Source organism: Polynucleobacter sp. MWH-P3-07-1 (assembly GCF_018687555.1).
In the GTDB taxonomy this organism is placed as follows: Bacteria; Pseudomonadota; Gammaproteobacteria; order Burkholderiales; family Burkholderiaceae; genus Polynucleobacter.
In genome coordinates this window covers 109,871-122,520 of sequence record NZ_CP061296.1, presented here as the reverse complement: position 1 = coordinate 122,520, position 12,650 = coordinate 109,871, and the positions used below count along the sequence as shown (strand labels likewise).

Sequence of the window (12,650 nt, the reverse complement as noted above, 5' to 3'; positions counted from 1 at the left end):
TTTTTATGAGCGCTGATCACTCGATTCGCGCTTTATTAGGCGCAAGTCAACTCGCTCCCAATGAAGCCCGCATTCTCCTGGCGCATGTTCTAGATAAACATTACCAACTTCCCCGTAGCGCGCTATTTTCTCAAGATGACTTGGTACTGAACCCCTCAGCACTGGCAGACTGGAATGCATTAGAGAGTAAGCGGTTTGCTGGGGAGCCGATTGCCTACCTGGTAGGCAAAAAAGGCTTTCATGATATTGAGCTTATGGTTTCTTCAGGCGTCTTGATTCCAAGGCCAGAAACTGAGCTATTGGTTGATTTAGCATTAGATGAAATCAAAAAAACGCAGGACTTTGTAAAAGTCCTGGATCTGGGTACGGGTTCGGGTGCGATTGCTTTAGCAATTGCCTTCTCAGCCAATAATGCAGTGCTCACTGCGACAGACCAATCTTTAGAAGCCTTAGAGATTGCTCAGAAAAATGCTCACCACCTCAATTTAAATAAAAAGGTCGATTTCAAGTCAGGGTCCTGGTATCAAGCGCTTGCAGGAAATGAGTCCTTTGATGTCATCGTCAGTAATCCCCCATATATCGCCAAAGGGGATATTCATCTAGAACAAGGAGATTTACGCTTTGAGCCTCAGTCCGCCCTAAGCGATCACTTTGACGGCTTAAGCTGCTTAAAGGCCATTATTTTTGGCGCCCCCGCTCATCTTAGGCCTGAAGGGCTGCTTGCAGTTGAACATGGCTTTGATCAGAGTGCTGCCGTAATGGAGATCATGGCTGAAGCTGGATTGAGGAGTATTCAGAACCATGTCGATTTAGCTGGCAATCCCAGGGTCTGCACTGCCAGAAAATAAGGTTTTTACTTAAACGGCTTTGGCGCCCTTTTTCGATAAAGCTTTAAAATCAACCCATCCCAATAGATTCAAGAAAGACCATCATGGACACCCAAGCAAAGATTAAAGAAATTGTTACCTCTCACCCAGTTGTCCTTTTTATGAAGGGCACTGCTCAGTTTCCACAGTGTGGTTTCTCAGGAAACGCCATCAATATTTTAAAGGCAGCCGGAGTTGAGAATCTCCATACCGTGAACGTATTTGATGATGAAAATATTCGTCAAGGAATTAAGCAATATGCCAATTGGCCAACCATTCCCCAGCTCTACATCAACGGTGAATTTATTGGTGGTTCAGACATCCTGACAGAAATGTTTCAGAGCGGCGAACTTCAGAAACTCGTTAAAGCCTAATTGAACTTCAGCCTCGACACCCTTCTGCTATTAGGCCTAGCCTTTGGGGTTTTGGTAGGCCTGCTCGTCTACATTGCCAATCTTCGCAGCGCACTCCAACAATTTACCGGTGTGCAGCAAGAGCGGGATCAAGCGATTCAAAGAGCGATTCGACTTGAGGCTGAGCTCGATTCAGAGCGCAAGCAAGGCCTTGGCCGCATTGAGTCACTCAATGAAGCTAAAGAAGCTTTAACTAGTCAGTTCAAGAATTTAGCTAATGAGATTCTTGAAGATAAATCAAAGCGCTTCACCGAACAGAACGCTGCTAGCTTAGACGCCCTGCTCAAACCACTGCAAACAAAGTTGACTGAATTCAAAGAGCAGGTAAATACTTCCTATGGCAATGAAGCGCGCGAACGCTTTGCCTTAAAGAGCGAGATTGAACGTCTTGCTAACCTGAACCTCAAGATGTCAGATGAAACCCGTTCTCTAACGCAAGCCCTTAAGGGAGACTCTAAGGCTCAAGGCAACTGGGGCGAACTCGTTCTAGAGTCCATCCTAGAATCTTCTGGCCTTCGCAAAGGGGAAGAGTATCTAGTGCAGGATAGCCATACTCTCACTGATGGCTCACGCTTACAACCTGACGTCGTCGTAAAACTTCCCGAAGGTCGAAGCCTCGTTGTAGATAGCAAAGTATCAATTACCGCCTATGCCCGCCATGCTGAAAGTACCGATCCGATTGTGGCCGAGCAAGAACTTGCAGCCCATATTCAGTCCTTGCGTCAACATATTCAGGGACTTTCTGCAAAGAACTATAGCTCCCTGTATGGCATTGGTTCTGTCGATTTTGTGCTGATGTTTGTACCCGTCGAACCTGCTTTCTTATTGGCCCTGAAGACAGCACCAAACCTCTACCAAGAGGCGCTTGCTAAGAATATTGTGCTGGTCTGCCCAAGCACGCTCATGGCCACACTGAGAACTGTTGCCCATCTGTGGAGGCAAGATCATCAGAATCGTAACGCCCTGGAGATCGCTAAGCAATGTGGCAATCTATACGATAAGTTTGTGAACTTTGTAGATGATCTTGAAAAACTCGGTCAACGTTTGGACCAAGCACAAACAAGCTATCACGATGCCTTCAATAAGCTGAAGTCTGGCAAAGGGAATTTAATCCGCTCCGCTGAAAAGGTGCGTGAACTGGGTGTAAAGCCTAGCAAAAATCTTGCTTCGCCTCTGCTTGAATCCGCTGACGACGCTGAATAAGCAAATAAAAAGCCCGCCGTATTTCTACAGCGGGCTTTCTTAAAACTAAATACTAGTTATTGCTTTAGCAATTAAGCAGCTTTGCGTGCACGTGTTGCAGGAGCAGCTTTTTTCACTTGAGTGATCTGACCTTGAACAGCATCGATTGCTTGCTCAGCAGTTTTTTCTGCAGTTGCAAAAGCTTCTTTGCTTGCAGAGCGGAACTGTTCAAAACCTTGCAATGCGCTGCCGTATACAGTCTTGAATGTTGACAAGAATGCGTCAGAACCTGCAGGAGCATTAGCGGAAACAGTGTTTACCCACTCTTGGAAACCATTTTGCAATTGATCAATATTGGCTTCGATTACGCTTGCGAGTTCTTTATTGCTATCACGCAATACTTTAGTCACTTTACGTTGGTAAGCAACAGCTTGTGTACCAACAGCTTGCAATGCATCGGCACTGATAATCTCAGTAACTTGCTTTGGATCTTTAGCATTCAAAACTTGCTGAATACCGTCTTGTGCATTTACTAATGCATCTTTAGATGCTGCATAGTTCAACTCAGCCAATTTTTGAGCATTCTCAAGAGCAGCTTCGCTCAAAGAAAATGTAGCCTCGAGGCCTTTGCTGTTAATTTGGGACAATTGAGCTGCGATTTGTTCTTGGTTCATTTATTTCTCCAGTAATTAAGTGGTACGACTAATCTATTAAGTGCGTTTAATGCGTTTGAAAACTTTAAATATTGCACTGCACCATAGAACTATATCCAAAGAATAATGACAAATCAAGAACTTTTTGCTGCTTTGCAACAAATATAGATTAAATTAAGAAAAATTGAATATAAACAACAACTTACATATAAATAAGAAGCCACAAAGTTACCTTAAAACCGTTGTTGCGGCTTGTTTTGGGACTTTTTTGGAGTGGTACGACTTTTTAACCTTTGGCGCCCTAGCCGTGACTTTTGGGCCCCTATTCTTTCCCTCGAGTGACCCCTCCGCCAGTCTTTTAGCCAGTCTTGCAACCTTTGGGGTGGGAATGATAGTCAGACCGATTGGAGCAGCATTCTTTGGCTCTTTGGGTGACCGGATTGGTCGTAAGCCGGTATTCATGATCACCATCACGATCATGGGTCTAGCGACGCTTTTAGTTGGCTTTTTACCGATTTACTCTGAAATTGGCATTTGGGCCCCCATTCTTTTGGTGACACTTCGCATACTTCAGGGGTTTTCAGCTGGCGGAGAAATTGGCGGCGGAGCCATCTTTTTAGTTGAGCATGCAGGTAAAGAGAACCGCGGATTCAAGACCAGCTTTTTACAGCTGATGGGGCCATTTGGCATCCTTGCCTCGACTTTACAAATCACATTTCTTCAGCGATGGCTGTCCCCAGAGGAATTTCAGGCCTGGGGATGGCGTATTCCATTTTTCATATCCTTCTTATTGCTCTTGCTTGCAATCTATTTCCGGAAGACTTTGGAAGAGACCCCAATCTTTGAGGAATTAAAAATAAAAGATTTAAAAACGGAGGGGCAACTACTCAATAATTTCAAAGATTCAGAAATTCGCAAGAGAATGTTTTTGCTATTTTTCTGCGTTTCTGGGGCTGGTGCAATACTATTTTTCTGCACGCAAATTTATTTACCCATCTTCCTCAAAACAACTGTCAAGCTTTCAGCGGAACTTGTTGATCAATTAAGTGTCCTATCAACTCTTTTCTTAGTGCTATCCATTATTTTTGCAGGATGGTTATCAGATCGAATCGGAAGAAAGCCAGTCATTACATCCGGCCTACTCTTGGGCGCCTTGCTCATTCTGCCTGCTTTTTGGTTGATGAAAGAAATAGGATTAAATAGTCACGGGCTGAGCACTAGCGATACCTTTACCATCAGCTTCATCATGCTTGGCTTATCCTTGATTCTGGGATTACTAGGGGGTCCTCAGGCAGCAATATTGGCCGAACTATTCAATAGCAAATCTAGAAATAGTGCGGCTACCTTTCCACACAATCTCGCTGCGGGCTGGGTTGGAGGAACGCTGCCATTTATAGTGACTTGGGCTAACCAAGCAACTAACAGCTCGTTAGATGGCCTATGGTACCCAACGGTATTTTTGTTTGTAGCGACAATTCTGGGATTGAAATTTTTACCAGAAACTTCGAGAAATACTTTGCTCTAAGAACTAAGCAATAGGAATGGTGCCCCTTGTCCGACTCGAACAGACCACCTACTGATTACAAATCAGTTGCTCTACCAGATGAGCTAAAGGGGCATGGATAGAATTTTAGCCTATTTCACAATCTTTAATGCCGGTCGATTGGGTTTGGGGGGCTCGCCATCACCCCCCTCGTGATCTGGCTTGTTTTGTGGTGAAGCCTGACTGGGATCAAATGGGAAAGACATTCCCTGGCCATTTTCCCGCGCATAGATAGCTAAAACATGGCTTATTGGCACCAAAATCTTCTTGGGCACTCCACCAAACCTTGCCTGAAAGCTGATCCAGTCATTATCAATCTGCAGATTATGGCAAGCATCCGCAGAGAGATTGAGGACAATCTCGTCCTTCTTCACAAACTCCATAGGCACTTCTACGTTTTGATCCACAAAAACCGCTATGAAGGGGGTAAAACCAAAATCCGCACACCACTGGTGTAGTGCACGGATTAAGTAAGGCTTATTACTTGGAACGTCAGACATATTGATCTGATCTGACAAATGAACCGCTTAGCGGCGCATGACCTTCTCTGAAGGCGTTAAGGCCTCGATGTAAGCAGGTCTGCTAAAGATACGCTCAGCATATTTCAAGAGTGGTGCAGCATTTCTGGAGAGATCAATGCCGTAGTGCTCAAGACGCCATAGCAATGGCGCAATCGCTACGTCGAGCATGGAAAACTCTTCGCCCAGCATATATTTGTTCTTAACAAAAATGGGGGCTAGCTGAGTCAAGCGATCACGAATAGCCAGACGGGCTTTCTCGTGAACCTTTTCAGCAGCCTTACCTTTTTCATTTTCCAAGGCAGCTACATGCACAAACAACTCTTTCTCAAAATTAAAGAGGAAGAGACGGGCACGAGCACGGGCCACTGGATCAGGCGGCATCAATTGTGGATGAGGAAAACGCTCATCAATGTATTCATTGATGATGTTCGATTCATACAAAATCAGATCGCGCTCAACCAAGATAGGAACTTGGCCATAGGGGTTCATGACCGAGATATCTTCTGGCTTATTAAATAAGTCAACATCACGGATTTCAAAGTCCATGCCTTTTTCAAAAAGCACTAGACGGCAGCGTTGCGAGAATGGGCAATTGGTACCCGAGTACAACACCATCATAAATATATTTCCTTAATCAACACTTCACAGTACAACTTTAAATTGAGTTCACAGCTTAATGGATATCTTTCCAATAAGCCTTATTTAAGCGCCAAGCAAACAAGGTAAAGATCGCCAAGAACAACAGAACGATTACTCCTAAACGCTTACGCTCTAGCTGAACAGGTTCAGCCATCCAGGACATGAATGACACCAAGTCTGCGATGTTGTCATCGTATTCTGCAGTCGTCATTGTTCCGGGCGTCAACTGCTCGAAGCCAACAAATACTTTTTCAGTTCTTGACTCGTCATGGGGATCTTTATGCTCTTCAAACTTTGCAGCACGTTGACCCTGGAGTTGCCATAAAACATGGGGCATACCGACGTTTGGATAAACCAAATTATTCCAGCCAGTAGGACGCTCGTCGTCTTTATAGAAAGTACGCAAGTAGGTATAGAGCCAATCAGTGCCACGCGCCCTAGCTTCCACAGAAAGATCAGGTGGAACTTTACCGAACCACACTTTAGCTTCTTTTGGTGACATCGCAATCGTCATCAAATCGCCAACTTTGGCATCAGTCAAAATCAAGTTATCTTTAATCTGCTGATCGGTTAAACCAATATCGCGCATCCGGTTGTAACGCACGCTAGTTGCAGAATGGCAACCAAAGCAATAGTTCACAAAAAGTTTTGCGCCATTTTGCAGGGAAGCGTTATTACTTACGCGATTTGGAGCAGCATCTAATGGAAAGCCACCTTCGTTTGCGTTTACATTAACACTTACTCCCAAAGCTGCAACTAGCAGACTAACTTGGCAGAGGCTTTTCAAGGTTTGCAGAATCTGTTTCATACTCGTTCCTAATATCTCTCTGGTATCTGAATTAATGCGCTTCAAAAGTTACGCGTGATGGAACCGGCTTAAATTTGCCAAGCTTGCTCCAGAACGGCATTCCCAAGAAAAAGCCCAGATAGTAAATCGTGCAGACCTGAGAAATCTTTTCAAATGTTGGTGATGGTGGCTGAATACCCAAATAGCCCAAAATCACAAAGCTCACTACGAAGATTCCATAAATGTATTTGTGGAATTGTGGGCGATAACGAATTGACTTCACTGGTGAGTGATCAAGCCATGGCAAGAAGAACATGATCACTACTGAACCACCCATGATCACTACACCCCAGAACTTTGCGTCTAAGAATTTAAAGCCAACCGCCAATACAACTAAGATTAACAAACAAATCCCTTTGGTCTTCCATGTCTTAGCCATTCTGGCAAACATCACCAAAATCACTGCCAGGAAAATCCATAATGGCAACAGGAAGTTACTGGTAGTTGCACGCAACATTGAGTAGAACGGCGTGAAATACCAAACTGGTGCAATGTGTGGAGGCGTTTGCAATGGATTTGCAGGGATGAAGTTATTGGCTTCTAAGAAGTAGCCGCCCATCTCAGGAGCAAAGAATACGATCAGGGCAAAGATCATCAAGAAACCACCCAAGTACATCACATCATGTACTGAGTAGAAGGGATGGAAAGGAATTCCATCAACTGGATGGCCTTGTGCATCGAGCGTATTTTTAATTTCTACGCCATCAGGATTGTTAGAGCCAACTTCATGTAAAGCAATGATGTGGGCCGCAACCAAACCAATAAGTACCAATGGAATCGCAACTACGTGGAATGCAAAGAAGCGATTCAAAGTGGCATCACCCACTACGTAATCACCTCGAAGCCACAAAGACAGGTCTGGGCCAATTAATGGAATAGCGGAGAACAAGTTCACAATCACTTGAGCGCCCCAATAAGACATTTGTCCCCATGGCAGCAAGTAGCCAAAGAAGGCCTCGCCCATTAAGCACAAGAAAATAGCGCAGCCAAAGATCCAAATCAATTCACGGGGCTTACGATAGGAGCCGTAGATTAAGCCACGGAACATGTGCATGTAAACCACGACGAAGAACATCGACGCGCCTGTGGAGTGCATGTAACGAATGACCCAGCCCCATGGCACTTCGCGCATGATGTATTCAACAGACTCAAATGCTTTAGCAGCATCTGGTTTGTAGTTCATCACCAAGAAAATACCGGTAGTAATCTGAATCGCTAAAACAACAATAGCGAGTGCGCCAAAGATGTAAAAGAAATTGAGATTCTTAGGAGCGTAGTACTCGCTCATATGCTTCTTAAAGGTCTCCGTCAACGGAAACCGAGAGTCAACCCATGCTAGTACTTTTTCACCAGCAGATGCGTTAGCAGGAACTTCTTTTTCGTGGAATGCCATTTATCTCTCCTTAGGCCTTCTTATCATCGCCAATCAGAATCTTGGTATCGCTCAAATACATATGTGGCGGCACTTCAAGATTATCTGGGGCTGGTTTATTTTTGTAGACACGGCCTGCCATATCAAAGGTGGAGCCATGACATGGGCAAAGGAAGCCTCCTGGCCAATTATTTGGGAGGGATGGCTGTGGACCTGAGTCAAACTTTGCAGAAGGTGAGCAGCCCAAATGGGTACAAATACCCACCACAACGAGGTATTCAGGCTTAATCGAGCGCCATTCGTTACGCGCATAAGGCGGGGTCAAGGCATCTTGATTCCGCTTAGACTCAGGATCTGCCAGGTTTGAATCATTTTGCGGTAATTCAGCCAGCTGAGCCTCGGTACGGCGAATGACCCAAACTGGCTTTCCGCGCCACTCAATGGTTCTCATCTCATCTGGTTTCATGCCAGTAATGTCAATTTCAACCGCAGCGCCAGCGGCCTTAGCGCGCTCAGAGGGCTCAAAACTGTCAATAAAGGGGTAAAGGGCTGCAGCGGCACCAACGCCTCCCACTGCTGAAGTAGCGATCAGCCAATTGCGGCGATCCTTATCCATACTGGGCTTGTCACTCATTTACAAAAATCCTCAAAAGACGCGTTTAATAGTGAAAATTGCTTAAAGGTAGGATTTTAAAGTAAAAAGTGGGGTAACGAAGAAAGATCTGGGGTTAATCTTCAGCAAAGCAATATCAGACGAAAAAGTGAGGGAATTATGGGCGTTTTAAAGGAATTTAAGGACTTTGCCGTCAAGGGCAGCGTGGTCGATTTGGCTGTCGGCGTCATTATTGGCGGGGCTTTTGGAAAAATCGTGGATTCTTTGGTGAATGACATCGTCATGCCCATCATTTCGACCCTTCTTGGCGGTCATATCGACTTTACTAACCTCTTCATTCTGCTTGGGACGGCCCCCGAAGGCGTCCCCCATACTTACGATGCCTTAAAAAAGGCTGGGGTTCCCATGTTTGCCTATGGAAACTTCATCACCATCTCAATTAACTTTGTTCTACTCGCTTTTGTGATATTCCAAATGGTCAAAGTAGTGAATAAGATTCGCGCCAATGATGCGCCTCCACCTCCACCCACTCCAGAAGATGTTGTCTTGCTGAGAGAAATTAGAGACAGTCTCAAAAAATAAATCGGGGCAACATAAAGCAGATGCTCAATCGACTATGGCTTCTTTTTGCCCAGGCTGTCACCATACTTCTGGCAGCATGGTTCATTCTCATCACACTGAAACCAGATTGGTTGGCGCAAACCAATATCACCACCATTGTCGATAGCGTTACCCTCAAAGAAAATGAAGATAGCTCTAGCCTGAGCCCAGGTTCATATCATGAGGCAGTAAAAAAATCGATGCCCGCAGTCGTCAATATTTTTACTAGCAAAAACTCAAATAAACCAGCTGGCTCAAAAGACAAGAATAAAAAATCAGATCGCTTCAATCAATTTTTCTTTGGTGACAGCCCTGATAGCGATCCCATATCTAGTCTAGGCTCCGGAGTCTTGGTGAGTCCAGAGGGTGTGATCATCACCAATCATCATGTCATTAGCGACGCAGATGAAATTGAAGTCGCTCTTTCTGATAACCGAAAATTTAAAGCAAAAGTCGTTGGCAGTGATCCCGAAACCGATATTGCCGTTTTAAAGATAGATGCCAAACAACTACCAAGCCCAATCACGCTTGGAAAAATCGATTCGGTCCATGTTGGTGACGTTGTGATGGCGATTGGCAATCCATTCGGAGTTGGAGAAACAGTAACCTCTGGAATTGTGTCTGCAATGGGTAGAGACCACGTTGGCATTAATACTTTTGAAAATTTTATTCAAACTGACGCTGCGATTAATCCCGGAAATTCTGGTGGCGCTTTAATTGACACACGCGGCAATCTGATTGGCATTAATACTGCGATCTTCTCAAATAATGGTGGCTCAATGGGCATTGGATTTGCAATCCCCATCAACCTAGTGAAACAAGTAATGGAATCGATTATTCAGAGCGGTAGTGTTACCCGAGGATGGATTGGCGTTGAACCACAAAATGTCTCTCCTGAGCTAGCAGAGTCGCTTGGACTTAGCAAAGATACTCGTGGAGTCCTGCTCTCAGGCGTTCTAGATCAAGGCCCTGGTGACCGCGGCGGCTTAAAACCTGGGGACGTCTTGCTAACTGTCAATAGTGAAAAAGTTTACGATGTTCGCAGCCTACTCAATCTCATTGCCCAAGAAAAACCCGGTGATGAGATCAATCTCAAAGTGATTCGTAAAAATAAAGATCTGGATCTGAAAATACGCGTCGGGAAACGCCCAAGCCCTCAAAAGTAATTAGTGCGCAAGAATCTTCGATAAAAAATCTTGTACGCGGTGTGAGCGTACCCTTGGATCGCCAAAGAACTCATCTTTGCTACAGTTTTCAATAATCTTCCCTTGATCCATAAAGATCACGCGATCACTAACTTTACGAGCAAACCCCATTTCATGAGTGACGCAGCACATCGTTGTGCCATCATTCGCTAGACTCACCATCACATCGAGAACTTCACCGACCATTTCTGGATCAAGTGCAGAGGTTGGCTCATCGAACAACATCACAATCGGGTCCATGCTCAATGCACGGGCAATTGCAACACGCTGTTGTTGACCGCCAGAAAGTTGTCCTGGAAATTTATCCTTCTGTGTAATTAAACCAACACGATCAAGATACTTTAGTCCGTGAGTCTTAGCCTCATCAAGTGAACGACCGAGGACTTTCATCTGGGCAAGCGTCAGGTTTTCAGTGACGCTCAAATGGGGGAATAATTCAAACTGCTGAAAGACCATCCCAATTCGCGCTCTTAACTTAGGCAAATCGGTTTTGGGATCATGCAAGTTGATGCCATCGACGATAATCTCTCCCGCCTGAAATGGCTCTAAAGCATTGATGGTTTTAATCAAGGTGGATTTTCCGGATCCGGAAGGGCCGCAAATCACCATCACTTCACCTTTGGTAATGGAGACGCTGCAATCTGTCAGCACCTGAAAGGAGCCATACCATTTGGAAACGTTTTTAAGTTCGATCATGATGGATTAAGTAATTTATGCAAAATAATTAACGAATAATGGCCACTTTGGCTTGAATTCTGCGAGCCAGTCTGGAAAGCGAAAAACAAATTACAAAATAAGTAATTGCAGCCAATGCATAGGTTTCGATTGGCCGGCCATAATTTTTACCAGCGATCTCAAAGCCTTTGAGAAGATCATAGGCGCCAATGGCATAAACCAAAGATGTATCTTGAAACAAAATAATGACTTGGGTCATAAAGACTGGGATCATATTTCTAAAGGCTTGTGGCAGAATAATCAAGCGCATATTCTGACCATATGTCATACCCAAAGCTTCTGCAGCGTAGGTCTGACCCAAAGGAACTGATTGAATGCCGGCCCTGACAATCTCTGCAAAAAATGCGGCCTGGAAAGCAATGAACGTAATGATTGCTGATAAATCAGCGCCAATAGGTCTACCGATCAACATTGGGATGATTAAAAAGAACCACAGAATCACCATCACCAAAGGAATGGATCGCATCGTATTGATATAGAAGGTAGCGGGGTATTGGAACAGGGCTTTCCCCGACAGTTTCATCAGTGCCAGAATGGTTCCAAATGCAATCCCGCCTACAGTTGCAATTATGGTGAGCTGAACGCTAAAGATAAAACCTTTTAGCAAGTAATTAGTAACCAGCTCCCAGTTATAAAAACTTAGATCAAGACTTAACATTTCATCACCATTAATGCGCTAATTTAGCATCTGGAGACATGCTAACCACGCCAGGAATGCGACTTCTTTTTTCGATTACCGTCATCACCCAATTGACAAAAAATGCAGATAGCGCATACAGAGCAGTGACAGCTAAATAGACTTCGATACCATGGGATGTCTCTTCCTGCGCCTGCATAGCAAAGAGCGTTAACTCGGGGACCGACACCGCAAACGCAACGGAAGAGTTTTTTATGAGATTCATACTCTCCGAAGTCAGTGGTGGAATCACAATTCTTAAAGCGATCGGTAAAATCACATAACGATAGGTTTGCAAAGTTGTCAGTCCCAAAGCTGTTGCCGCAGCGCGCTGTCCACTTGGGATGGATCCAATGCCTGCCCTCACCTGCTCTGCAATTCGAGCGGAAGTGAAAAACCCAAGTGCCATGCTCACCAGCCAAAACGAAGGAACCGCTTTCAGGGGTGGGATAAATGCGGGTATTACGTAATACCAAAGGAAGACCTGAACAATGATCGGAATGTTCCGAAATAATTCAACCCAGCAAGTTGAAAGCCACAGCAGCCATTGATAGACTACTTTTGTATCAGGCAGAGTCCGTAAGGCGCCCATCAAAATACCAAGCACAATGGCAATGGCTAGGCCTAAGCCAGATACCAATAGAGTCCACCCCCAGGCACTAATTAACCAATCCAAATAGCTTGGATCGCTATTGCCAGCTAGGCCAAAGATTGAGGAGAAGCAGTGATCAACCACTCCTCCGTCTAGGGTATTTTTACAAAAGATACCGAAATCTAAAGCCATA

Annotated in this window: 15 protein-coding genes and 1 tRNA gene; 6 read left to right on the top strand and 10 right to left on the bottom strand. The window is 44.8% G+C overall.

What is annotated here, in order from left to right; translation table 11 throughout:
• Positions 1-5 precede the first annotated feature (5 nt).
• From prmC to rmuC, 3 genes are all read left to right on the top strand, one after another.
• The gene (gene prmC, locus ICU98_RS00715) at positions 6-848 is read left to right on the top strand and encodes a peptide chain release factor N(5)-glutamine methyltransferase (RefSeq protein WP_215352258.1); all 843 of its coding nucleotides are present in this window, start codon (positions 6-8) and stop codon (positions 846-848) included.
• Between the two features lie 83 nt (positions 849-931).
• Positions 932-1,240 (top strand): Grx4 family monothiol glutaredoxin, encoded by a 309-nt coding sequence (gene grxD, locus ICU98_RS00710; RefSeq protein ID WP_215336788.1) that lies wholly within the window; start codon positions 932-934, stop codon positions 1,238-1,240.
• Positions 1,241-2,482, top strand: coding sequence for a DNA recombination protein RmuC (gene rmuC / locus ICU98_RS00705; RefSeq protein WP_215352257.1), 1,242 nt, complete (start codon positions 1,241-1,243; stop codon positions 2,480-2,482). It abuts the gene before it with no gap.
• A gap of 71 nt (positions 2,483-2,553) precedes the next feature.
• Here rmuC and ICU98_RS00700 read toward each other — a convergent pair whose 3' ends face one another.
• Positions 2,554-3,135, bottom strand: a complete 582-nt coding sequence (locus ICU98_RS00700; protein WP_215352256.1) for a phasin family protein — start codon at positions 3,133-3,135, stop codon at positions 2,554-2,556.
• Positions 3,136-3,298: 163 nt separating this feature from the next.
• Here ICU98_RS00700 and ICU98_RS00695 point away from each other — a divergent pair, with 163 nt between their 5' ends.
• Positions 3,299-4,639, top strand: coding sequence for an MFS transporter (locus ICU98_RS00695; RefSeq protein ID WP_215352255.1), 1,341 nt, complete (start codon positions 3,299-3,301; stop codon positions 4,637-4,639).
• A gap of 17 nt (positions 4,640-4,656) precedes the next feature.
• On the opposite strand, the gene ICU98_RS00690 is transcribed toward ICU98_RS00695, so the two are convergent.
• The 6 genes from ICU98_RS00690 to petA all read right to left on the bottom strand — a co-directional run bounded on the left by ICU98_RS00690 (position 4,657) and on the right by petA (position 8,670).
• Positions 4,657-4,732, bottom strand: a tRNA-Thr gene (locus tag ICU98_RS00690).
• A gap of 17 nt (positions 4,733-4,749) precedes the next feature.
• Positions 4,750-5,157, bottom strand: a complete 408-nt coding sequence (locus ICU98_RS00685; RefSeq protein ID WP_215352254.1) for a ClpXP protease specificity-enhancing factor — start codon at positions 5,155-5,157, stop codon at positions 4,750-4,752.
• A 27-nt stretch (positions 5,158-5,184) separates the two neighbouring features.
• Entirely contained in the window at positions 5,185-5,796 is a 612-nt protein-coding gene (locus ICU98_RS00680) for a glutathione S-transferase N-terminal domain-containing protein (RefSeq protein ID WP_215344472.1), read from the bottom strand.
• 55 nt (positions 5,797-5,851) lie between these two features.
• Positions 5,852-6,625: a cytochrome c1 gene (locus ICU98_RS00675; protein ID WP_215352253.1), complete on the bottom strand. Its 774-nt coding sequence runs from the start codon at positions 6,623-6,625 to the stop codon at positions 5,852-5,854.
• Between the two features lie 31 nt (positions 6,626-6,656).
• On the bottom strand, positions 6,657-8,057 hold the full coding sequence (locus ICU98_RS00670; RefSeq protein ID WP_215352252.1) for a cytochrome bc complex cytochrome b subunit: 1,401 nt from the start codon (positions 8,055-8,057) through the stop codon (positions 6,657-6,659).
• 10 nt (positions 8,058-8,067) lie between these two features.
• Positions 8,068-8,670: a ubiquinol-cytochrome c reductase iron-sulfur subunit gene (petA, locus tag ICU98_RS00665; RefSeq protein ID WP_215272860.1), complete on the bottom strand. Its 603-nt coding sequence runs from the start codon at positions 8,668-8,670 to the stop codon at positions 8,068-8,070.
• A gap of 138 nt (positions 8,671-8,808) precedes the next feature.
• Here petA and mscL point away from each other — a divergent pair, with 138 nt between their 5' ends.
• Complete coding sequence (mscL, locus tag ICU98_RS00660) at positions 8,809-9,231, top strand: large conductance mechanosensitive channel protein MscL (RefSeq protein ID WP_215336772.1); 423 nt, start codon at positions 8,809-8,811, stop codon at positions 9,229-9,231.
• Between the two features lie 20 nt (positions 9,232-9,251).
• Complete coding sequence (locus ICU98_RS00655; protein WP_215352251.1) at positions 9,252-10,415, top strand: trypsin-like peptidase domain-containing protein; 1,164 nt, start codon at positions 9,252-9,254, stop codon at positions 10,413-10,415.
• Here ICU98_RS00655 and ICU98_RS00650 read toward each other — a convergent pair whose 3' ends face one another.
• From ICU98_RS00650 to ICU98_RS00640, 3 genes are read right to left on the bottom strand one after another with little or no spacing between them, the layout of a single operon-like run.
• Positions 10,416-11,150, bottom strand: a complete 735-nt coding sequence (locus tag ICU98_RS00650; RefSeq protein ID WP_215352249.1) for an amino acid ABC transporter ATP-binding protein — start codon at positions 11,148-11,150, stop codon at positions 10,416-10,418.
• Between the two features lie 28 nt (positions 11,151-11,178).
• Positions 11,179-11,847, bottom strand: coding sequence for an amino acid ABC transporter permease (locus ICU98_RS00645; protein WP_215336766.1), 669 nt, complete (start codon positions 11,845-11,847; stop codon positions 11,179-11,181).
• 10 nt (positions 11,848-11,857) lie between these two features.
• Positions 11,858-12,649, bottom strand: coding sequence for an amino acid ABC transporter permease (locus tag ICU98_RS00640; protein WP_215352247.1), 792 nt, complete (start codon positions 12,647-12,649; stop codon positions 11,858-11,860).
• Position 12,650: the final 1 nt, after the last annotated feature.